At 40.5% G+C, this 22,491-nt stretch carries 19 protein-coding genes; 12 read left to right on the plus strand and 7 right to left on the minus strand.

Annotation, left to right across the window (positions count from 1 at the left end; genetic code table 11):
• Positions 1-192 precede the first annotated feature (192 nt).
• Complete coding sequence (locus J8L97_RS19190) at positions 193-1,356, minus strand: FAD-dependent oxidoreductase (RefSeq protein WP_211052187.1); 1,164 nt, start codon at positions 1,354-1,356, stop codon at positions 193-195.
• Between the two features lie 253 nt (positions 1,357-1,609).
• Here J8L97_RS19190 and miaB point away from each other — a divergent pair, with 253 nt between their 5' ends.
• Genes miaB through lnt form a run of 5 tightly spaced genes read left to right on the plus strand, consistent with a single transcriptional unit; the run spans position 1,610 to position 7,057 of the window.
• On the plus strand, positions 1,610-3,043 hold the full coding sequence (gene miaB, locus J8L97_RS19195; RefSeq protein WP_010361694.1) for a tRNA (N6-isopentenyl adenosine(37)-C2)-methylthiotransferase MiaB: 1,434 nt from the start codon (positions 1,610-1,612) through the stop codon (positions 3,041-3,043).
• A 54-nt stretch (positions 3,044-3,097) separates the two neighbouring features.
• On the plus strand, positions 3,098-4,135 hold the full coding sequence (locus J8L97_RS19200) for a PhoH family protein (RefSeq protein WP_211052189.1): 1,038 nt from the start codon (positions 3,098-3,100) through the stop codon (positions 4,133-4,135).
• 8 nt (positions 4,136-4,143) lie between these two features.
• Positions 4,144-4,602, plus strand: a complete 459-nt coding sequence (gene ybeY, locus J8L97_RS19205) for an rRNA maturation RNase YbeY (protein ID WP_210995572.1) — start codon at positions 4,144-4,146, stop codon at positions 4,600-4,602.
• Positions 4,603-4,623: 21 nt separating this feature from the next.
• Positions 4,624-5,502, plus strand: coding sequence for a CNNM family magnesium/cobalt transport protein CorC (gene corC / locus J8L97_RS19210; protein WP_192508215.1), 879 nt, complete (start codon positions 4,624-4,626; stop codon positions 5,500-5,502).
• Entirely contained in the window at positions 5,480-7,057 is a 1,578-nt protein-coding gene (gene lnt / locus J8L97_RS19215) for an apolipoprotein N-acyltransferase (protein ID WP_211052191.1), read from the plus strand. Before corC ends, lnt begins: the two co-directional genes overlap by 23 nt.
• Before the next feature lie 55 nt (positions 7,058-7,112).
• Here the strand turns inward: lnt and J8L97_RS19220 are convergent, their stop codons facing one another.
• The 5 genes from J8L97_RS19220 to J8L97_RS19240 all read right to left on the minus strand — a co-directional run bounded on the left by J8L97_RS19220 (position 7,113) and on the right by J8L97_RS19240 (position 13,517).
• Entirely contained in the window at positions 7,113-8,756 is a 1,644-nt protein-coding gene (locus J8L97_RS19220; RefSeq protein WP_211052193.1) for a hypothetical protein, read from the minus strand.
• 132 nt (positions 8,757-8,888) lie between these two features.
• Positions 8,889-10,349, minus strand: coding sequence for a hypothetical protein (locus J8L97_RS19225; RefSeq protein ID WP_211052194.1), 1,461 nt, complete (start codon positions 10,347-10,349; stop codon positions 8,889-8,891).
• On the minus strand, positions 10,342-11,127 hold the full coding sequence (locus J8L97_RS19230; protein ID WP_210995567.1) for a hypothetical protein: 786 nt from the start codon (positions 11,125-11,127) through the stop codon (positions 10,342-10,344). Before J8L97_RS19230 ends, J8L97_RS19225 begins: the two co-directional genes overlap by 8 nt.
• 65 nt (positions 11,128-11,192) lie before the next feature.
• Positions 11,193-11,972, minus strand: a complete 780-nt coding sequence (locus tag J8L97_RS19235; protein WP_210995566.1) for a Hint domain-containing protein — start codon at positions 11,970-11,972, stop codon at positions 11,193-11,195.
• Between the two features lie 30 nt (positions 11,973-12,002).
• On the minus strand, positions 12,003-13,517 hold the full coding sequence (locus J8L97_RS19240) for a S8 family peptidase (protein ID WP_211052195.1): 1,515 nt from the start codon (positions 13,515-13,517) through the stop codon (positions 12,003-12,005).
• Between the two features lie 776 nt (positions 13,518-14,293).
• Between J8L97_RS19240 and J8L97_RS19245 the strand changes: the two genes are divergently transcribed.
• The 6 genes from J8L97_RS19245 (at position 14,294) to J8L97_RS19265 (ending at position 20,633) form a co-directional block, all read left to right on the plus strand.
• Complete coding sequence (locus J8L97_RS19245) at positions 14,294-15,562, plus strand: DEAD/DEAH box helicase (protein WP_210995564.1); 1,269 nt, start codon at positions 14,294-14,296, stop codon at positions 15,560-15,562.
• A gap of 271 nt (positions 15,563-15,833) precedes the next feature.
• Positions 15,834-16,214 (plus strand): BlaI/MecI/CopY family transcriptional regulator, encoded by a 381-nt coding sequence (locus J8L97_RS19250; RefSeq protein WP_210995563.1) that lies wholly within the window; start codon positions 15,834-15,836, stop codon positions 16,212-16,214.
• 42 nt (positions 16,215-16,256) lie between these two features.
• Complete coding sequence (locus J8L97_RS19255) at positions 16,257-17,816, plus strand: M56 family metallopeptidase (protein WP_211052196.1); 1,560 nt, start codon at positions 16,257-16,259, stop codon at positions 17,814-17,816.
• 200 nt (positions 17,817-18,016) lie between these two features.
• The gene (locus tag J8L97_RS23620; protein WP_247688742.1) at positions 18,017-18,361 is read left to right on the plus strand and encodes a hypothetical protein; all 345 of its coding nucleotides are present in this window, start codon (positions 18,017-18,019) and stop codon (positions 18,359-18,361) included.
• Entirely contained in the window at positions 18,362-19,429 is a 1,068-nt protein-coding gene (locus tag J8L97_RS19260; protein ID WP_247688743.1) for an MBOAT family protein, read from the plus strand. It abuts the gene before it with no gap.
• Positions 19,404-20,633 carry a hypothetical protein gene (locus J8L97_RS19265; RefSeq protein ID WP_211052197.1) on the plus strand — a complete coding sequence of 410 codons (1,230 nt, stop codon included), beginning with the start codon at positions 19,404-19,406 and terminating at the stop codon, positions 20,631-20,633. The genes J8L97_RS19260 and J8L97_RS19265 overlap by 26 nt, the downstream gene beginning before the upstream one ends.
• A gap of 173 nt (positions 20,634-20,806) precedes the next feature.
• Here J8L97_RS19265 and J8L97_RS19270 read toward each other — a convergent pair whose 3' ends face one another.
• The gene (locus tag J8L97_RS19270; RefSeq protein ID WP_210995559.1) at positions 20,807-21,796 is read right to left on the minus strand and encodes an FHA domain-containing protein; all 990 of its coding nucleotides are present in this window, start codon (positions 21,794-21,796) and stop codon (positions 20,807-20,809) included.
• A gap of 445 nt (positions 21,797-22,241) precedes the next feature.
• Here J8L97_RS19270 and J8L97_RS19275 point away from each other — a divergent pair, with 445 nt between their 5' ends.
• Positions 22,242-22,403, plus strand: a complete 162-nt coding sequence (locus tag J8L97_RS19275) for a hypothetical protein (protein ID WP_211052198.1) — start codon at positions 22,242-22,244, stop codon at positions 22,401-22,403.
• The last annotated feature ends 88 nt before the right edge of the window (positions 22,404-22,491 follow it).

Consider the following 22,491-nt stretch of genomic DNA (forward strand, 5'->3'; position numbering starts at 1 on the left):
TTTTATATTTCTGCAAATTAAATTCTTCCAAAAATATTAATATTTTTCACTTCCTTACACATTCAGTCTTGTAATCTTTATTTGCTTTTTACCGACACAGTTTGCTTACCTAGTACTCTTATTCCTTGCTCAATAAAAAAACGGACCAAAGCCCGTTATTGATTCATTCGACATATTTTTACGAAAGCAACGTTAAAAAACACCACCCATTGCGTGCCTCAATACTTGTTTCTTCAAAGGCCCAGCATTATTTGCCAGTTTTAAAGCGCTGTTTCGCAATAATTTCAAAGGCGCTATCTCATTAGAAAAGCCAAAGTAACAGGCATCCATCATGCTCATCATTGCTAAATTATCTTTTCGTCGTACTTTTTCATAAGCTTTTAATAAAGTAAACGCACCTAAATCAGGCTGATCCGCCAAACAATCAGCTAACGCGGCAACATCTTTAAACCCTAAGTTAACTCCCTGCCCTGCCAATGGATTAATTGTATGCGCTGCATCACCAATTAGCACCACTCGCCCTTTACTGTAACTATTAGCATGTTGGCGAGTAAGCGGAAACACCGCTTTTTCACAGACACTGAAGTCACCCGGTAACTCAAAGAAATACGCTTCAATTTGCGCTTTAAGTTGCGTGTTGTTCATCTTTGATAGTGTCGCCAATGTATCACTGTCTTGATACCATATTAAATTTGCATAAGGTGCTTGCATAGGTAAAAACGCAATGGGGCCTGATGGCTTGAATTGTTGCCAGGTTTTTATTTGTTGCTCAGCATCTAACTTTATTAATATTCCCAGACAACTTTGTTGATACTGCCAACCCGTAGTCCCTATATCGGCTAATTGACGTACTTGAGAGCGCCCGCCATCAGCCGCAATTAAAAGGTCAGCTGCGTAACTCTTATCAGCATAATGCAAAACCACATCCTCTACACCATACTCAATCTCTATTGGCTGACTGGTTACTTGCTCGACGCGAATACCCCACTTTTCGAATTGATGCCATAAACTGGCTTGTACTAAACTATTTTCAATTAAGTGACCTAAGTGGCTCTCTGCCATATCCGCACAATCAAATAGGAGTCGATTTGAGGATTGTTCATATGCTTCAAGTTGTTGATAAGGCGCAATCCTACTCTCACGCAATACCTGCATGGCACCGAGTTCATCGAGTAACGCTTCTGAGAAACGATTAATGGCAGAGATGCGAATATCAACCTTATCGCTACTAAGCACATTTTCAGGAGTTATGGGCTGATGTTCTAAAACAGTCACATCTGCACCTTGCATTGCTAGTTTTACCGCTGCAGCAGCGCCAACCATGCCGCCACCAACGATCACCACCTTGTTTTTCATGCCTTTTGCCTTAATCAAATGAGTGCCTTTAAATTGTATCGTAACTTATGCAGTTTTGTCCGTTTGTAATGCTGGAAATACGCTTATGTTTGATCCCAGTTTCTAAAGTTAAAAACTATACTTGGCTAGTTACGCTAGGTCATATAAAATACGCGTCCTTTAAGCTTTGTGGTTACGAAACACTGATCGCTTTGCAAACGTCAAATTGCGCGCTATGTGCTGAAGTCCGAATTGAATACGAGGCAATATTTCAATGAGTAAAAAATTGCATATTAAAACCTGGGGTTGTCAGATGAATGAATATGACTCCCAGAAAATGGCAGATCTGCTAGATGCCACTAATGGCTATCAATATACCGAAGAAGCAGAGCAAGCGGATGTCATCTTACTCAATACCTGTTCAATTCGTGAAAAGGCACAAGAGAAGGTATTTCATCAGCTGGGTCGTTGGAAGCTACTAAAAGACGATAACCCTGATTTGGTTATCGGCGTTGGTGGCTGTGTTGCCTCACAAGAAGGCGATACAATTCGTAAGCGCGCACCCTTTGTTGATATCGTTTTCGGTCCGCAAACATTGCATCGTTTACCTGAAATGATCAAACAAGTTCAAAACAAGCAAGGGTCAGTGGTCGATATTTCTTTTCCTGAAATCGAGAAGTTTGACCGTTTACCTGAGCCTAAAGCTGAGGGCCCTTCTGCATTTGTTTCGATTATGGAAGGCTGTTCTAAATATTGTACTTTCTGTGTTGTACCATACACACGTGGTGAAGAAGTCAGCCGTCCGTTAGATGACGTCTTACTTGAAGTTGCCCAATTAGCAGAGCAAAACGTACGTGAGGTAAACCTACTTGGGCAAAACGTAAATGCTTACCGTGGTGAAACACATGATGGTGAAATCTGTTATTTCTCAGATCTTCTGCGTTATGTGGCGGCCATTGATGGTATTGACCGTATTCGCTATACCACATCTCATCCTGTTGAGTTTACCCCTGACATTATCGACGCATACGAAGACGTACCAGAGCTAGTTGATCACTTACACTTGCCCGTACAAAGCGGTTCAGACCGTGTATTGAACTTAATGAAACGTGGTCATACTGCACTCGAGTACAAATCAACAATTCGTAAATTACGTAAAGTGCGCCCTAACTTGAGTATGTCGTCTGACTTCATCATTGGCTTCCCTGGGGAATCTACCGCAGACTTTGAAGCAACAATGAACCTAATCAACAGCATTGGCTTCGATATGAGCTTCAGCTTTATCTACTCAGCACGCCCCGGCACGCCTGCAGCTGACTTGCCTGATGATGTCACAGAGCAAGAGAAAAAAGAACGTCTTTACATTTTACAAAACCGTATCAACCAAATGTCACAAGACATTAGCCGTAAAATGTTTGATACTGAGCAACGTATTTTAGTTGAAGGCCCATCAAAGAAAAACCCGATGGAATTACGTGGTCGTACTGAAAATAATCGCGTAGTTAACTTTGAAGGCCCTCATTCTGTGATCGGTCAGTTTGTCGATGTACGTATTACAGAAGCATTGCCAAACTCATTACGTGGTGATTTAATTCGTACCGAAGCAGAAATGAATTTGCGTAAAGAGATAGCGCCATCATCAATTTTAAATCGCGCACCTGCTGAACCAGAAGCCGATGAGCTAGGTGTAGCGACTTTTACACCATAACGCTAATTTAAATTACGCCAGCATATGCTGGCGTAATTATTACAGGAATCAATTTTGAGTAGTCCAACAAAAAATATTGAGTTTTATCTAGAGCCATCTGACAACGCACGCCTGTCTTCTTTGTGCGGACCTTTCGACGAGAATGTAAAACAAATTGAACGCCGTATCGGTGTAGAAGTTACTCACCGTGACAATTGGTTCAAAGTCACAGGCCAAGCTGTACAAGTTAAAGCTGCAATGGATATTTTAAAGACCCTTTATGTTGATACCGCACCTATACGAGGCGAAATCAAAGAGATTGAACCCGATAATGTGCATTTAGCAATTACTGAGTCAAAGTGTTTAGAGCAAGATACACCAAACGTATGGGATAAAGAAGTTTACATAAAAACCCGCCGTGGTGTTATTAAGCCTCGCAACCAAAATCAGAGCCAATACGTTGCAAACATCTTGATGCATGACATTTGCTTTGGTGTTGGTCCTGCCGGTACCGGTAAAACCTATTTGGCTGTGGCCGCAGCCGTTGATGCCTTAGAACGCCAAGAAATTCGTCGTATCTTATTAACACGCCCTGCGGTTGAAGCAGGTGAAAAACTCGGCTTTTTGCCTGGCGATTTAACGCAAAAAATAGACCCATATCTACGCCCTCTTTACGATGCCTTGTTTGAAATGCTCGGTTTTGAAAAGGTCGAACGCTTAATTGAAAAAAATGTCATTGAAGTTGCACCTTTAGCCTATATGCGTGGTCGAACTCTAAACGATGCCTTTATTATTTTAGATGAGAGTCAAAATACCACTGCAGAGCAAATGAAAATGTTCTTAACCCGCATTGGCTTTAATTCAAAAGCCGTCATCACCGGTGATATTACGCAAATAGATTTACCCAGAGGTGCGCGTTCAGGACTACGCCATGCAATCGACGTATTGGGGGATGTTGACGAAATATCATTTAACTTTTTCAAATCCCACGATGTTGTTAGGCACCCTGTGGTCGCTCGTATTGTCGAAGCTTATGAGAAAAAAGAAGAAGCTGAGCGTAAAGAAAAAGCCGCAAAAGAATTAGCGCGTCATGACGCAGCAAAGTCGAACTAAGAGTTACTATGAGCATTGAATTAGATTTACAAATTGCCTGTGAGTTCGAGAATTTACCCTCTCACGAGCAATTTGAACTTTGGGCGAGTAAGGCACTACTGCCTTATCATGAAAAACCAGAGTTAACCATTTTAATCGCTGACGAAACACAAAGCCAAGAGCTCAATAGCCAATACCGAGGTAAAGATAAACCAACGAATGTATTATCGTTTCCTTTTGAAGCTCCTCCTGGTATAGAATTACCACTTATTGGCGATTTAATTATTTGCCCTCAAGTGGTTAAGCGAGAATCTATTGAACAAGAAAAGCCTTTCCACGAACATTTTGCACACATGGTGATCCACGGGTGCTTGCATTTATTAGGGTTTGACCATATAAATGAACAAGACGCGATAGAAATGGAAAGCCTTGAAAAAGAATTTCTTGCCGAGATAGGGATTTCAGACCCCTATCGCGATGATATTTAAACTACGGAGTAAGACATAGTAATGAGCGACGATAACTCGCATAGTAGCCAGGGTTCTTCCAGCAAAACCTGGTTGGGACGCATCACTCAGATGCTGCAAGGGGAACCCCAAAACAAAGAAGAGTTGGTAGAAGTCATAGCTGATGCTCAGGAACGTGATTTAATCGATCCTGAAACAAAAGATATGATGGAAGGTGTATTAGGTGTCTCAGAACTAAAAGTTCGCGATATCATGATCCCGCGCTCACAAATGATCACGCTCGATGTAGATGAGTCGTTAGAGCAGCAATTACCTAGTATGGTTGAATCATCGCATTCACGCTTTCCTGTGATCTGTGAAGACAAAGATCATGTAGAAGGCATATTGCTGGCTAAAGATTTATTACCACTGATCTTAAATAAAGATGCAGCTTTACCTGGTATTCGAGAATATTTGCGCCCAGCGATTGTCGTACCCGAGAGTAAACGCGTTGACACATTACTCAATGAGTTCCGTCAAAAGCGCTATCATATGGCCATCGTTATTGATGAATACGGTGGCGTGTCAGGCTTAGTTACCATCGAAGATATTCTTGAAATTATTGTTGGCGAAATCGAAGATGAGCATGATGATGATGAAGAACAACAAGATATTCGTCAATTATCAAAGCATGTATATATGGTGCAAGCGCTAACACCCCTTGATGAATTTAATGAGTTCTTCAAAACGGGCTATGATACTCAAGAAGCTGATACGATTGGCGGGATTATTCTCCATGCTTTTGGCCATATGCCAAGTAGGGGTGAAACAATTGATATAGACGGCTTGCAATTTAAAGTCACTAATTCTGATAATCGTCGTATTATTCAACTACAGGTCAGCGTACCCAAGACCGAGCATGTTGAACAAGAAACTGAATAAACTCGTTACCCTTTCTAAAGATTTACGCGCATGGCTTGCATTCTTTGCAGGCCTCTCGCTGACCTTTGCTTATGCGCCATTTAACCTCTGGCCTCTCGTTTTTGTCGCCATCGCTATTGCCTGTTATTGCACTGATGTAAAAGATACCAAGCTAGTAGCTAAATATGGTTTTATTTTTAGCTTTGGTTGGTTTACCGCTGGGATAAGCTGGGTGCATGTCTCTATTTCACAGTTTGGTGGGCTACCCTTGCCAGTTTCACTATTACTTATGGCATTATTGTGTGGATATTTAGCATTGTTTCCAACACTTGCGTTTTTAAGTGCACATAAGTTTAGCCGAGCACCATGGCAACGCGTATTTTTACTCATTAGTGGTTTTGCTATTTTCGAATTTTTTAGGGGCAAGCTACTAACTGGTTTTCCATGGCTCAGCTTTGGCTACACATTAACAGACAGCCCGTTTAATCGCCTTGCCCCCCTTATTGGCGAAGTGGGCTTGACGCTAATGTGCGTATTGCTCGGCGCTTGTTTATATGCGCTTGTCACTGCTCGGCAATATTTATTATCTACCTATACTGTAATCGCCGTTTCCTTGCTATTTTTGCTTAGCCACTTTGTACAATCACCTTCGTATAATCACAAAACCATTACAACGCTGTTAGTACAAGGTAATATTCAGCAAAGTCTGCGTTGGGAGCCTGAACAATTTTGGCCGACTATGTCAAAGTATCGCGATATGACGCGTGTTCATTGGCAAAACACTGATTTAGTAGTTTGGCCTGAAGCTGCGATTCCTGAAATAGAAGACATCGCATATCCTTTTTTAGAAGGGCTAGACAAAGCTGCTGCTTTTAATAATACCGCGGTTATTACGGGTATTCCTGACTATCAATTTAACACTAAAACCGTATACAACACCCTTATAGTATTGGGTAAAAAGAATAACGATGATCAAACTGGGCATTACCAATATCTGCACCCAAACCGATATCAAAAACACCAATTACTGCCTATCGGAGAGTTTGTTCCTTTTGAAGAGCTATTGCGACCGTTAGCCCCTTTATTTAATTTGGCAATGTCATCCTTTAACCGTGGTGAACGCGTACAAACAAACCTTATTGCTAATGGGCTGAATATCCTACCGGCTATTTGCTATGAAATCGCGTTTAGTGAATTAGTGCGAGACAATTTTACAGAAGAGTCTGATTTACTATTCACTGTCAGTAATGATGCATGGTTTGGCGACTCCCACGGACCCCATCAGCATATGCAGATTGCGAGAATGCGCGCACTAGAACTACAACGCCCATTAATACGCGTCACCAATAATGGAATTACCGGTGTATTTGACCCAATATCAAAAATTCAAACCTCTCTGCCACAATTTACCGATGATGTGTTAAAAGTAGATGTTAAACTCATTAGCGGTATTTCCCCATTCAGCCAACATGGTCAAACACCAATGTGGTGGATTGTGATTGGTATGTTAATCAGTGTGATTTTAGTCAATACAAAGCGGCTTGTAGCCGCTAAGTTAGAACGACACTTTTTGTAGTAAGAATCAAACAACGAAGTCGAGAGCTTTACACCAAAGCCTCTCGACTTAAAAGTTATTGAGGGAGAGAGAAGAACCCAAGACGGTTTAACTCATCTCCTTTAAATTTGAGTGGATCTTGGATACGACATGCCCCGTTATCTCGAATAAAGTTCAAAACATCCGCCACATCATCATCTTTTTTCATACATGCTAGTGGGATCATATTCCGAATAATATCACTCGGCTGAAATTGCCACTGCTCATCTTCTGATATGAGTTTACTCTGTTGATACACAGCATAAGAGGTCGCTACCGGCGCAGCCCAAGAGGAGTGAAGTTCCCACTCTGACGCATAACGCATACCAAAAACATCAGATATCATTTTGGGTGTGCTATTGGTCACATTAGAGTTAAACCCTTTAATTCCAAAATTTATATACAAGTCTATATGCTCATGCCCACCAAAGTGTTGTTTAAAGTTATTAAAAACGTCCCGCCACTGAACTTTTCCATCATTGTCCAATGGGGAGTCTTGGTCAACTGTCGTGTAAGAAGCAACTCTGACACGGTTATCATAAGCGACCGTATCTAACACGCTACTCACTTCATCAACTCCTCTTATTCCGGCTTGAATACCCAGCACATCCGTTGAGCTAAACATCACATCGTATACAGGTTTAACCGCCAATAATAAGGAGGTTGCTTCACTACTTTGCAACGTACCTCCACACTTATTATTAAAAGCACTCGTTACGTGATCTTGTGTGTAACCGCCTGAGAAGTTTACAAAATCAACGCCATATTTATCAATCGCGTTTGCTTTAAGAGAATCCGCTGCACTTTGCATATACGACAGCAATGCATTGCTATCTTTATTGCACATTAAATCACTGTGCTGCAAAAACGGTAAAAAGCTCGCAGTGTCAACTAACACAAATTCCGCTTTAGGAATATGCTCCGCCAAATACCCTAGCACCATAGTGCCATGTGTCGCATATATCATATTGGTATCGGGATCAAAGATGTCACTAGGTACTTTTTCTGTATAAACCTTCGCAAGCTCCTCTAACCATTTAGCAGGTATAAAGCCCGGAACCATCGCACCATTTTGATTAGGGTCCTCAAAAGTAAAGGTATCTAGTTGTGACATCAACTGTTGACCCACTTTAGTCACTTTAATACTAGGATTGCTTTCAATAAACGCCTTGTTTTGCACATCATACTTAAGGTAGGCTTTAATTCTACTGCGATAGCGTAAAATGGCTTGAAACTCCATCCCTGCATCCAATACCATAATCGTTTGCTTATTATCCGTTCTCACTTCATCAAAGCTGCCATTAGAAAAAGATATGCTTTCAACCGTACACAGTTCATGTTGTTCAGTGATACCTACTCTACAATCAACCGCCTCATCACTAAACCATTGTTTTTTATCTGAAATATAACCTTCACTTTGAGTTTTAAGTGCCTGTAAAGAAACCATCGGATCTATCGGTTCCGGAGGTGGCTCTGGTGGCGGTACGACAGGATCTGTTGGTGGCACTACTGGATCTGTTGGTGGTACTACTGGATCTGTTGGTGGTACTACTGGATCCGGCAGCTCTGCTACAGGGGGCTGTGGGAGCTCATTATCAGATGAAGAACCGCACCCAAAAAGGAAAATACTTGAGGCTGCACCGAGGGCGATTACAGCTGTTCTAAGTTGTAACTTTATCATAGGACTCCTTCCACATTAAGTTCACTCAGTGATAGACAAATTGTCATGAATTATTCGTAACTGAATATGATCAGCTACGAATAATATATATTAACACCTGACACAATAAAATATAACAATTGTTATTTATTGTTACTGAGCTAAATATCCCAGTCGGTTTAGTTCATCTGAGCGATGCTTAAGGGGATCTTGAATTCTGCATTTATTCGAACCGTTTCGAATAAATTGGTACAAACTCCAAGAGTAATAACCACCATAGTTATAGCAATTGTATGAAATCAATTGATTTTTCAACAAACTAGGTGAAAATACTGCATGAGGATTGACCTCATAAACTTTACTCTGTGTATTGATTGCATGTGAAGTAACAACTGGCGCTGCCCAAGACGAAGATAATAAAGCCCAGTCGGGAGCATACTGCATGCCAAACATATCAGAAGTCATTTTAGGCGTTTGATTACGTTGAAAAAAATTAACACGACCATAACCAAAGTTGACGTACATATCTATGCTTTGATTACCATCGAATTCACTTTTAAATTTATCGAACACGTGTTGCCAACCAGAGTCGCCATACACAGAAACATTAGTATCGAAGGTTTCGGTTGTGTAAGGCTGAACTCGAATTCTATTCACATATTCGATAACATCTAATGCGTCAGCATTACTGCTCGTGTCCCTTTTTCCTGATTGAATTCCCAGTGTCTTGGGTGACTCAAACAAAGTTTGATAAACCGGCTTCAAAGACTCCAACAATTTTTTCGCACGAGAGTCTGACAAACTACCGGAACACTCATTTTGCTGCCACGCTTGTTGTACGTGTGAACGTGTAAAACCGCCAGAATAATTGACATACTCAACACCATGCTCATCTATCACGTCTGTTCGTAACGAGCTTGCAGCAGTTTGCATATAAGATGAAAGCGCATCATGATCTTTATCACACACCAGTGATGTATGTTGCAACAGCGGTAAAAAGCTCGCTGTATCAATTAATACAAATTCCGCTCTAGGGTTATGCTGAGCCAAATAACCAAGCACTTTAGAGCCATGACTAAAATGTGTCACTCCAGTCACATGATCAGCTGTATCCGCAGGCGCTGCAGCACCATATGCGAGCGCTAAATCTCTTAACCATGCTGAAGCCAAAAAACCAGGCTTCTGCTGTTGAGTATTGAAATCTGTATATTGAAATTGATCTAACTCAGTCAATAACTTCTTGCCCAACTTGGATATAGCAACACTTGGGTTACTCTCAACAAATGTCTGTGATGACACATCATAACTATAATGTGCCTTGATCCGACTGCGATACCTTAAAACACTTGCCAAGTCCATGCCCGAGTCCAAGACTAATACCGTTTGACGGCTATCAACGCGCGCTGGATCATGTGCGCCATCATTGAACTCAACATGGGTAGTATCGCACATGGCATGCGTATTTTGACCGCACTGAATACCCTCTTGCGATATCCAGTCAACTGTTTGCGTTACATACTCATCACTGAATACTTTAGTTGGATGAGAAAATGAAAGAGCTGGCAGTGAAGAAGTGCCGAACATCAATGCACTCACTATTGATAACTTAACCATTACTAGATCCTTGTTTGTTAAATAATGCTTGTACGCGTGCGATAGACTCATCAATACTGGAGTTTCTTAGAAAAACTGAGCCAAAAATATTTGCATATATCTTCCTTACCCGATCATGCTGCTCATCACTATAGCCGAGCTCAGTCATCACTGTTTCAGGATGGTCAAGTACCTGTGCTTCTTCAAACGTATTAATCGAAGCATGCACCAGCTCTTCTAAGTCTAAATCTTGGCGTTTCAGAAATTCTTGATTATCTAAGGCTTGCTGGTCAAGTACTTCAGCCAGCTTAACCGTGGTATCATATAGCTGATACGGTTCGCCCTGATTTGCCAATTCTTCAAGCAGTTTGATTGAATAGACTCGGGCTAAAGCTTGCTCTTCACCAAAGTTCTGCTTCGCGCTTTCTAAATTCAGCAGGGTATTTTTTGCAATGTCGACGGTATTAGAATCTTTTAACAGCTCTTGTAATTCAGCTTTCATAAAAGCAGATGAATTAAATTTTCCAACAGACATTTGCATACGTTCAAAAGCAATTAACATACGCTCTTTTGTATTAACTTCACCACTTTTTGGTAAAGGCTTTTCAGAATCGATTTTGTCGCTAATTTTTGCGCCAATCTGCTCAAGCTTGGCTGTATTTGTTGTTATTAAAGATTGTACTGCATTATCATTTTTTTTACTTAGTTCACTATGCTCAACATCGCCCATATAATAAAATACGGCTCCAACGAACACTGAAATCGATGCTGCCGATAGAATAATCCTTTTTGTACCCATCCTAAACCTCCAGATAAATGTAACGGAAGGTAAAGGAAACCTGTGTTCCCTTTACCTTTAGAAGGTTACTTACGAATAATTACTTTACCAAGGTCAGCGTGAAGCTGATTCTGCCAAGTAAGGTCACCTACAAACATGCCATTTGCAACAATGATGTGGCTTGCTTTAGCGTCGCCATTTGTCTCAAAGTTGTAAACATCATGCTTGGTGAACTCACGAGTGATTGATGTTACTTCAAGCTCAGTTCCCTGTGCATTTAGCATAGTTTGACCAGCTTTAACATTTTTTGCAGAAATCATAGTACCGTCACCTAACAACATACCGTGGTGCTGAGTTACTTTTAGCTCGTTGCCATCTTCAAATGTAAATACATATAAAGCTGGAGTCTCAGGACCCTTAGTACGAGTTTTCATTTCAAACGAGTCTGTACCTAAATCGTTTAAAGTCGCTTCGCCTGATAACGCAACAAGGCCAAATGAGTTATCTAGCTCTTTTGCACGAATGTCTTGAATTGAACCATCCTTCAATACACGAATAAGTGTATCTTGCTCAAAACAACCACACTTACATACAGCTGCAATATTTTGGCTAAAAAAGTCAATGATTGGATAGAAGCCATTTGCTTTACCCCAATCAGCGGCGCGACGAGAAATCTTGCCATTATCGACAGCCCAATCAATTCTCATGTGACACTCGCTTTGAGAAATTGGTTGATATACACAACGCCCAGCTATACCCGCATCAACTTGAGCACGGTTAGAGTATGCGGCTAAATCCATCGTTGCACTCGCATTGAATGCAAACAAACTCACTATTGCAGCAAAAAATAAAGATAGTACTTTCATGTTCAGTTCCTTTTTAACTATTAACTAATTTTATTGATGATTTACTTTAAGAGTTACGTTGTTAAACGCAGAGTAACCATATGCGGATATATACCATGTGCCCGCTTTAGGGTTACTAATTACACATGATTCGTTTGAAGTATCTGGATTTTCTGATGCGCAATCGTTATCTAGTGGCCAAGGTGCAATACCATGCTTAAGATATAAATCTGCATCACCCGTACCACCAGATAGAGTGACATTTAACCGTGATGTACCCGCTGGAACATCATAAGTGAATACTTTATCTTCATTTTTCGCGCCACTAATAACTTTAACCAAGCCGCCATCCTCACCATCTAGCTTGGCGTATACCAACTTGTTAGGTGAACCTTTTACGTCACCGATCACATTTGGCGTTGCACCAGAAGATAAAGCGTTGTCTATTTGAGCTGGACTTAATGAAGGGTCATTAGCTAACTGCAAAGCAGCAACACCAGCTACATGTGGTGCAGCCATTGATGTACCACTAATTGTACGGGTTGCGCTGTTTGATCCTATCCAAGCCGATTTTATCGAAGACCCAGGCCCAAATACGTCAATACACTTACCATAGTTTGAGAACCCTGAACGACGGTCGCTCGAAGTAGAAGATGCAACCGTGATTGCCACAGGTGTGCTTGCAGGGGAACGCCCACATGCATCAGAGTTTTCATTTCCCGCAGCAACAACAAATGCAATCCCTTTATTAACAGCACTTGTTACAGCGTTATTAACTGCTTGCGATTTACCACCGCCCAAACTCATATTAGCGACAGACGGTCCATTGGCATTGTTAGCAACCCAATCAATACCTGCAATAACACCTGCATAAGTACCTGAGCCTTGACAATTCAACACTCGAACGCCAACTAGATTTACATTTTTTGCCACACCATAAACGGAGCCACCGATTGTGCCGGCAACGTGCGTTCCATGGCCATTACAATCAGATGCATTGCCATCATTATCAACGAAGTCATACCCACTGCTGGCACGACCACCAAATTCAGCGTGACTATTCAATATACCAGTATCGATAACATATGCGGTCACACCTGAACCTTGGTTTGGCGCTTCATATTTGTTATTTAATGGTAAAGCTCTTTGGTCAATACGATCTAAACCCCAAACAGGGTTATTTTGTAACATCGAAAAATCTGACTTAATTGGCTGTACAGAAACAACCGCATTTTGCTCTACAAAATCAACATCAGGGTGGGCTAGCAATTTAACTAATTGGTCTGGATTGGCAATAACTGACACCCCAGATAAACTTGCTGAATATTCGCGTTGGACTTCAACGCCTATTTCAGCGCTGAGTCTATCGGTAACTTTGGCTGTAAATTCTGACTTTGCTTGTTTATCACTGTTAATAACCACTTGTGGCACTTTATAAACAACAATATAACTCTGTTCAATCGCCTTAGTTCCTTCAGCATTGCTATAAAACTCCGCTGCTTGAGCAGAAAACACGGTACCTGTTAGCAGGCTCAGCGCGATAGGCGTAAGTTTCCATTTATTCATGATTTATCCTTATTGTGATTGTTAGATATATGTTAATTACACCCCTCCGAACAAATAGTAATAATCGCTACTACAAACTTCAGAGACAATCCACATGCTCCCTAAATGAGGTGCAATAAAATCCTGACAGATAAAAAAATAAAAATAAACACAAAACAAACAAAAAAATAACACTATTTTTATTTAATTAATAAATTCAACATAATAAAGTAAGAATTTTTTCACCATCACATCCTTTTTTCCTAAGTAAAAAATAGTAAAAGTCAATAACCCAACAAATCAAAGCCACAATGAGCATTAATGCACAAAACAAATTAATTTAAATATAAAAATAATATAAAGATCGATACGGGTACATTGTTGAATAATTTATTACTTAGACCGCTTGTTGTATTTTGAAGACATATTGATGTGAGTACTTAATTGCAGACTAGAACATTCATTTTTAGCAGTCATGCAAGTGCACTTTGCTCATCAGTCGTAACGCAATAAGCAAAAACAGGTGTTGCTAGTTTGTAAGTTACTAAAAATGGCTGTTGGAACACGTTATGATCCGCTATCATAACTCTGATACTTCGTCACAAGTTCTGTGCAAAGCACAAAAGATTTACGCTTAATTTTAAGGTCATTTAGCATAACAAAAATGTCAAAAGGGTAACTTGGTCGTATGCTTCTCACGTTTATTTCGAGGAGGCTCCACACCCGCTTTGCTTCTTGTATCCATTGTTACTCTACTAACCAACTGACACCTTACTCAGTTCAAGGAATTTATCGCTATGTCATTTAGCTCTTTAGGTTTGTGCACCGAGTTGCTCACAGCTATTTCTGCACAAGGCTATACAACCCCGTCACCAATACAACAAAAGGCTATTCCTGCAGTACTTAATTTGAGTGACGTTATGGCAGTAGCACAAACAGGCACGGGTAAAACCGCTGGATTCACGTTACCCGTAATACAACGCTTATTTGATGGCTCCCCAGTGCAAGCAAATTATGTCCGTGCGTTGATCATTGCCCCAACCCGAGAGCTCGCCGCACAAGTCGCCAATAGTGTCGAGAATTACAGTAGTCACATGAATTTGCGTTCTGCAGCGGTATTTGGTGGGGTCAGGATTGAGCCTCAAATTGCTGCACTTCAAGCTGGGTTAGACATCCTTGTTGCCACACCTGGCCGTTTGATTGATTTATACAACCAAAAAGCCATTAATTTTGCACAACTCGAAGTATTAGTATTAGATGAAGCTGACCGCATGTTAGATTTAGGGTTCATTGAAGACATTTCGCACATTGTTTCTTTATTGCCAAAAAAGCGGCAAACTCTGATGTTTTCCGCCACCTTTTCACAAGAAATCAAAACACTCGCTAGTAGCATGTTAAATGACCCCCAACTCATTGAAGTAAATGTTGTAAATAGCACCATAGATACAATTAGGCAAAAAGTACACCCTGTCGATAAAGCACGTAAAAGTGAAATACTGATCCACCTGATAAAAACGAATAACTGGCGTCAAGTCTTAGTTTTTAGTCGCACCAAAAAAGGCGCTGATGAGTTAGTGTCGCAATTAGAACATGCGAACATTCCCGCCGCATCTATTCATGCAAATAGAACACAACATGCTCGAACTCATGCATTAGAGGGGTTTAAAAGCGGTAAAATTAAAGTCCTGGTCGCGACCGATATTGCCTCTCGTGGCATTGATATTGACCAACTTCCTTGTGTCATCAACTTTGATCTCCCTGATATCGCAGAAGATTATGTACACCGAATTGGCCGTACCGGTCGTGCCGGTACCAAAGGACTCGCTATTTCACTCGTGAGTACCAGTGAAAAAAAACAGTTACTCGCAATTGAACGTATGATCAACCGAGCGTTTAGCCAAGAAGTTATTCCTGGATTTGCCCCCACTAAAAAAGCTACTGTTGTCAAATATGACGATGATGAATACGGTAATTTCGAAGCGGACCCTGTGCCTCGCCGCAATGGTAAATCTTCAGGCCGTAACAGCCGCTCAAATACCACATCGAGCCGTAAGCGCAGAAAGTAAGGCCGGTGTAAGTTTGGCTTTCTTAGAAACCTTATGATCAATAGCGTAAACACCACTTTCATGAACTCATACTGATTAGAACAGTATGAGTTTACTGTACCTCGGTCACCTATTAACTCTCTTTTACAGAGTATTTATTGTAGACATGGTGAAAAACGTCCTCACCCCTCCTCTCATATTTTTCTTCTAGAAGTAAAAACTAATTAATTAGTTGATAAACTTTTAGGCTATCGCTATAGTACTTAAAACTAATTAATTAGTAGGAAATAAAATGGCCCGCAAAAAATCAACCCAGCTTACCGACAGTGAACAAAGCATCATGGAAATTCTGTGGCACAAAGAGCAAGCCTCAGTACGTGAAATCACTGCGGCACTCAGTGAAGAAAAAGCAACCGCTTATACGACTGTACAAACCATGTGTAAAATCTTAGCAGACAAAGATTATGTCGACTTTCGAAAAGAAGGAAAGGCATTTATCTATACACCTAAAATTACTCAAAAAGAAGCAAGGAAGGGTGCTCTCACATCCTTGTTAAACAAGTTTTTTGGCGGCTCGCCTGAAGTACTCGCTCAGCATTTAATACAGGAAACTGATATCGAATTAGATGATTTGGCCGAGTTACAAAAACACATTGATCGCGCCGACGATTAGTCCGCTTTTCGTTCAATTTACAGCTAATCAAAGGACTTTCAGATGATAGCGCAATATACTCTATTAACCACGTTAGCGTTGCACCACGTTATCATTGGTAGCGTGTTAATCTGCATTTTATTCATACTAAATAAGGTATTACGCTCTAGCGCAGAAATGCGCAGTTGGGTACTAATGAGTGCTTTTATTACTTCCACCATTGTGCCTATTACTTTACTGTCCACCAGCTCATTATTTGACAACAAAATTATCGATGAACACTCAACCACAAATGCAGACACGAACCCTATCACTCTTTTACGTAATTACGACGTCACGGTGCCAACAAGTACTCATCAATCACTGTGGCATATGCCCAGTGAGATTGTCTTTCAATTCAGTACGATACTAACGTTATTAGTCTGTGTGTGGCTAGTGGGATGCATATGGCGCTGCGTTTCGGTATTACAGTCTTTTATACGCACGCGTCAATTGCTCAAAACATGTCAAGGCATCGAACATGCTCACGTGTGTAACTTAATCCCCAAAACGCGGGTTAAACTCTACAGCTCAAAAAAAGCCGCTTCACCTATGGTTGTGGGCTTAATCAAGCCAAGAATCATTATCCCTAAAAACATTGTGACTCAATTATCAACTGAGCAGCTCACCCCTATCATTTTACATGAGCTAGCACATATTCAACGTAATGATATATGGTTTAACTATCTTCAAGAGTTTATCGCCATCGCTTTTTGGTGGAGTCCTGTCATTCGCATATTAAACAATCGCATTCACATTGACCGAGAGCTTGCGTGTGATTTACGTGCAGTAAAGCAACTCAATAACAACAAACAATATGCACAATCTCTGATTGATTGCGCAAAATTAATGATAACCCAAAACAGGAGCGTATTAGCAATGGGATTATTTAGCCAAAAAAAAGAGCTCAACAACCGTGTTAATGCGGTACTTCAAAGTAAAAAAATGAAGATGCCTAACATCATCAGTATTTTAGCGGTTTGCTTTGTTGTATCAGCATCAACCATTAAGGTATCACAAGCATTTGTCCCGCAGGTGAGTATTAGTGATACGCGACAAAACGCCTTACATTATTCATTGCTGCCCCCGACCGAAGGTGAACAATTAATTGCGGCCGTTATGCGCAATGATATTGCACAAATTCAACACCTACAAAATCAAGGCGTTGATATTAACATTCCTGCGATTGGTGATGGTACGGCACTCATTATTGCCGTAAAGCAAAACAATGAAGCAATGGTGCAAGCATTAATTAATTTAGGTGCCAACGTGGATCAATCATCAAATGGCGACGGCAACCCTCTCATTAATGCAGCGATGACCAACAACCTTCACCTTGCTCAACTCTTAATTGATAACGGTGCAGATATCAATGCCGTTGTACGACGCGACGAAACGCCTTTAATTAATGCCACTCGAAGAGGTTTTTTTGAAATGACTCGCTTACTCGTTAGCCAAGGTGCCGATGTGAACCTATCCGTTAAAACGGGTATCTCCGATGGGAATAAAATCCGAAGCCCATTGAATATGTCTCGTGATCAAAAGATCACTGATTACCTTATTAATCAAGGTGCCATCAAATAACGAGGGACGTTATTTTACCACTAGCATATACCCAGTATGTCACTCAAATACTGAGCTGACTTAGCACCCAATTAAATCTAAAGACGAGAATTCTTTTCCTAACTTATGCTTGGGTTCAGCAGACTCGTCTCTAAAAAAAGAGACTCGTATGTATTTCCTCTTAAATAGTCTTAACCAGATGCAACAAAATGGAGGTCTGTATGATTTTTAACACCCCGTTATTTTTCTGGTTTTTTTGTATTTTCATCTTGTTTTATGGCTTTGTGTTTTTAAAACAAACCCCCAAACTTTATTGTCTTCTTATTAGCAGTTTAGTTTTTTACGGCGCATGGAATTATAGCTTCATCCCTTTGCTCGTTGGTAGCGGTATTGCCGACTACTTCATTGCCCAAGCTATGGCTAATTCGCTTGACAAAAAAAATAAAAAACGCTGGCTAATGCTTTCAGTGACCATTAATTTGGGCATTTTAGCGGTCTTCAAATATGCTGATTTTGCCATCGAATCTGTCGCTGCACTCTTATCCAGTATTGGCTACAACGCATAATTGGAAACACTGTCATGGGTGCTCCCTGTTGGTATTTCTTTCTATACTTTCCAAAGCTTAAGTTACACCATTGATGTGTATCGAGGGGACTTAAAACCGCGTAAAGGCTTAGTTGAGTTCATCGCTGCTTTATCGTTTTTTCCACAACTCGTTGCTGGTCCAATCCTCAGAGCTAAGCATATCTTGCCACAAATGCACAAAATTTCTCTGCCCAAATGGGACGAAGCAAAGCATGGTTTTTTGCTCATCACTGTTGGGTTAATTAAAAAAACTGGGGCTGACATTCTCGCAATCCCGGCAGACAAAGCATTTGCTGCCCAGGAATCTTTAAGCACACTAGAGATGTGGACCGGAGTACTTGCCTTTGCGGGGCAGATTTACGGTGACTTCTCAGGCTATACCGATATGGCAATTGGCCTTGCCATCTTACTCGGTTTTAACATCCCCCTTAATTTTAGGGTGCCTTACTTTGCCCTTTCGCCTGTGGATTTTTGGCGACGCTGGCATATTTCATTATCAAGTTGGCTCAAAGATTACTTATATATTTCTCTGGGTGGTAACCGATTTAACCAACGCACTCGCAATATATTTATCACCATGTTGCTTGGTGGTTTATGGCATGGAGCAGCGTGGACTTTCGTGGCATGGGGCGCATTTCATGGCGCAATTATTACCTTAACCCATTACTTAGCCAGTCAACCTTTATTCACTCGCTTTAATCACAGTAATCGGTTCACGACTCGTTTGCTAAAATGGGCCGTCACTTTTTACTTAATTCTACTTGGTTGGGTATTTTTTAGAGCATCTGATATGCACAGTGCCGTCACCATTATTGGTAATTTGCACACCATCGGCAGTGCAACGGAACTTGGCGCACATGCATGGCTTATTTTCGCACTAACCACCGTATGGGTTTTACTGGTTCATGTTATGGACCACTATGTTATTAAATCAGCTAACAAATTAGAGAACAAAAACGGGCTATTTTGGCTTGTTATCATTGTGGGTCAAGCCCTGTGTTTATTAATAGGAGAACCGAGTAATGAATTTATCTACTTCCAATTCTGATCAAGATAACTCAAACATCGGCACACCCGTACAAAGCCGACGTGTTTTTATGAGAATCACCTTAGCTATCACGTTAGTTATGGTAACTGCTATGGGGTTAGTACGCGTATTACTGGATGCTAACGGCGCAAATCAACAAGGAATTTTAGGCCGAGTATTACAGGCAAAAGCAGCCCTTCCAAATATTATTGCCGAGCCAAATGATCTCGTTATGTTTTATGGCTCCTCTATGGTAAGAGCTGGCTTCTCGCCCCGAAAGTTTGACCGTGATTTAAAAAATATGGGGAAAAACATCACTTCTTTCAATTTTGGCTTTGGCGGCTTAAACCCCTATTACCAAGACTTACTTTCAAGGCGTATTGCTGAACAATTTGTCACTAAAAATAGGCAATTAAAACTGGCACTCATTGAGTTTAACCCCTTTCAAGCTACAACTACTCGATGGGAGCGAGCTCAATTTACTGTTGACTCCTACATTACAATGCTGGCCAACAATGATGAGCTATGGCGCATATTACGTGAGGACCTAACTCGTGGGGTGCATTTATACAACATTAAGTATATTCGTAATCATGTCTCTGCTGAGATGATCACCAGCTACTATGCGCGAGAAGTATTTCCACCATATAGAAGAGATGTCTTTCAAGATAATGAGAAAGTTACCCTAGAACGTCGCAAGTTAGGTCGTGAATTAAATACATTATTTAAGAAAGAATATCCTAATTATCAAGGTGAAGAGTGGTATTACCCCTGGCAAGGCGCTGGCACTATTCCTGAAGAGCGTGCAGCCCACACCCTTGAAATATTTGATAAGTATTACGCAGTTACACAAACTGACGCCCAAATGAAAAATGATCGTCTCAGTCGTATTCGTACCACTGACATTGAAGACATGCATTTTGAGCCGCGCTTAATTACAAGCTTTATTAACATTGTAAAAAACTTTCAGCGTTTTTCAAATACTGTTGAGGTGGTCATGCTGCCAAAAAACAGTCGTTATATTACGTATTCAGCAGCAGGCAAACACCGCTTAGCTCAAGCAATTCAGCAAATAGAACAGGCAACTGGTATTACAATCAAAAATCATCAAGATATTAGCGCCGTCACACCTGATATGTTCAGAGACACCACACACCTATCCCGTTACCGTGGTGATATTGCTTATACAGACTTTTTAGTGAAGGAATATGCTAAGAGTCTATAATCTAATTAAAAAGAGACTCACTCAACTGAGTCAGTCTCTTAGCCGCCTTTAAAATACCTTTCCCATGAGCGAAAGTAATAGCCTTCATTTATTTATCTATGCTTGTTAAACCATCACAAGTCATGACTGATCGAAGTACTTCTATTATTTACCGTAAAAATTCAATTCATATATTACAATGATAAATGCTTGAGGCTATCAGTACTGAACTCCAATTTACTGCCTTTAAATATTTTAAATCTATCTGAAAAAAATCGTACATGCCCTTTTTTTCTTTCGATAAATAAAGGTACTTCTATGCCTAAACAAGACACTGCATCAGCAAATTGTTTGCGAGCTCGATGGATTTGGATATTGACATGATTCTCACCCATCCCGAGGTCTCTCGATAACCTTTCAATTGACACCCATCCTTGTAAAATGCCTTTTTTCTCCATATCAGCCTTATACCTTACAAGTAAAGCTGATAAATAATGGTGACTGCGAACATCCAAATCAATGACTTCCTCATCACAATATACTTTGAGTTCTGTCATTTCTTCATCTTGACTTATTTGAAAAACAAAACTCAAGTTTTTTCCTGAATCATCACTTATATCAACTGTCTCTTCGGTGCTCCTATTAACTATTTGCAACAATTGCCAACTCGTACTACCAATGTTGAGCTGCTCACCATCCCTGATCGGCCGACTTTGCATATCCGCAATGTTTTCACACCACCATTGCTTAGCGACATTATCATAATAAATAACAACATCGGGGCACTCTTGTGACGGTAATAGATGATATTGGTGTAAAAACAACTCTTCATCTACTGTATTCGTTTGCTCAATTTCATCGTAAAATGGAATTAAAATATCCTGTGGGCTGCTTAAATTTGCGACCTTAAACGTCGCGCCGGAAACATTCGCTAAACAGACTGTATCATTGAGTTGCAATTGCTGTGGTTGCTTAGAGTTAATCTTGAGATCATTTATCCATACGCCATTCTTACTGACATCTCGAATCCACCACTTTTCATCAAGCCATTCAATAATCGCATGCATTCTTGATATCTCTGGATGATCTACACAGCTATCAACTGACTGATGCAGCCGGCCTATACAGTGAAATGCTTTTAAATACAGCTTAGTACTATCCAGATTTGATACCAAATACGCCATAGCCCCCCCTTTTAAAATAGAAAGTATTCAATAAAAAAAAACAAAGCCTTATCATTTAAATTGATCTTAACAAGCTGCCAGTCAACATCGCAATAATACAATCATAACTTGGAAATTAAATCTCTAAGCTATGCTCAAAACTCTAAAAATATCAATAGAGGCGTCGGTTACACCAAATGTCATACTGCTCGTTTTGGCGGTCGAGGATATTATTACCCCAAACCGATAATGTCCATGTGTTTTCGATATTACCAATATGTATTTATATAGATATTGCTTGCACAGTTACGCCTTACCTTACACTCGTATTCAATCCATCATAAATATAATAAGCATGCTAGATAAACATTCGCTCACTATGTCAACTTTAACCTTGATGTGTATTAGCCCACATTCTCACGCTATGTCTTGGAGCTTATGCTCTGACGGTATTAATAGAAGTGCTATGACAATTGAAGAAACACTATCAAATCAACATATGAAATATTTATCTTTCAGCCTTAAATTAGCGAGCAAGCGCTCAAATATGACTGTATACGGTACAAATGGTAAAAACACCATTCAAATCGGCGGCTGTCATGATTTAACTTTTGACGGCAACTGGTGATTTTCACCAATACACATCAGTTGGTTCAGTTGTCCCAGGCGATAGCAACAACGCACTTGCAGAATCAGTGACTGTCGCAGGCCAGTTG

Source organism: Pseudoalteromonas sp. MMG012, from assembly GCF_018100875.1.
Lineage (GTDB): Bacteria > Pseudomonadota > Gammaproteobacteria > Enterobacterales > Alteromonadaceae > Pseudoalteromonas > Pseudoalteromonas aurantia.

Bases quoted from the DNA above. Each gene is read 5' to 3' on its own strand.
- J8L97_RS19190 (WP_211052187.1), bottom strand. From the start codon at position 1,356: ATGAAAAACAAGGTGGTGATCGTTGGTGGCGGCATGGTTGGCGCTGCT.
- miaB (WP_010361694.1), top strand. From the start codon at position 1,610: ATGAGTAAAAAATTGCATATTAAAACCTGGGGTTGTCAGATGAATGAA.
- ybeY (WP_210995572.1), top strand. From the start codon at position 4,144: ATGAGCATTGAATTAGATTTACAAATTGCCTGTGAGTTCGAGAATTTA.
- corC (WP_192508215.1), top strand. From the start codon at position 4,624: ATGAGCGACGATAACTCGCATAGTAGCCAGGGTTCTTCCAGCAAAACC.
- lnt (WP_211052191.1), top strand. From the start codon at position 5,480: ATGTTGAACAAGAAACTGAATAAACTCGTTACCCTTTCTAAAGATTTA.
- J8L97_RS19220 (WP_211052193.1), bottom strand. From the start codon at position 8,756: ATGATAAAGTTACAACTTAGAACAGCTGTAATCGCCCTCGGTGCAGCC.
- J8L97_RS19225 (WP_211052194.1), bottom strand. From the start codon at position 10,349: ATGGTTAAGTTATCAATAGTGAGTGCATTGATGTTCGGCACTTCTTCA.
- J8L97_RS19230 (WP_210995567.1), bottom strand. From the start codon at position 11,127: ATGGGTACAAAAAGGATTATTCTATCGGCAGCATCGATTTCAGTGTTC.
- J8L97_RS19235 (WP_210995566.1), bottom strand. From the start codon at position 11,972: ATGAAAGTACTATCTTTATTTTTTGCTGCAATAGTGAGTTTGTTTGCA.
- J8L97_RS19240 (WP_211052195.1), bottom strand. From the start codon at position 13,517: ATGAATAAATGGAAACTTACGCCTATCGCGCTGAGCCTGCTAACAGGT.
- J8L97_RS19245 (WP_210995564.1), top strand. From the start codon at position 14,294: ATGTCATTTAGCTCTTTAGGTTTGTGCACCGAGTTGCTCACAGCTATT.
- J8L97_RS19250 (WP_210995563.1), top strand. From the start codon at position 15,834: ATGGCCCGCAAAAAATCAACCCAGCTTACCGACAGTGAACAAAGCATC.
- J8L97_RS19255 (WP_211052196.1), top strand. From the start codon at position 16,257: ATGATAGCGCAATATACTCTATTAACCACGTTAGCGTTGCACCACGTT.
- J8L97_RS23620 (WP_247688742.1), top strand. From the start codon at position 18,017: ATGATTTTTAACACCCCGTTATTTTTCTGGTTTTTTTGTATTTTCATC.
- J8L97_RS19265 (WP_211052197.1), top strand. From the start codon at position 19,404: ATGAATTTATCTACTTCCAATTCTGATCAAGATAACTCAAACATCGGC.
- J8L97_RS19270 (WP_210995559.1), bottom strand. From the start codon at position 21,796: ATGGCGTATTTGGTATCAAATCTGGATAGTACTAAGCTGTATTTAAAA.
- J8L97_RS19275 (WP_211052198.1), top strand. From the start codon at position 22,242: ATGACAATTGAAGAAACACTATCAAATCAACATATGAAATATTTATCT.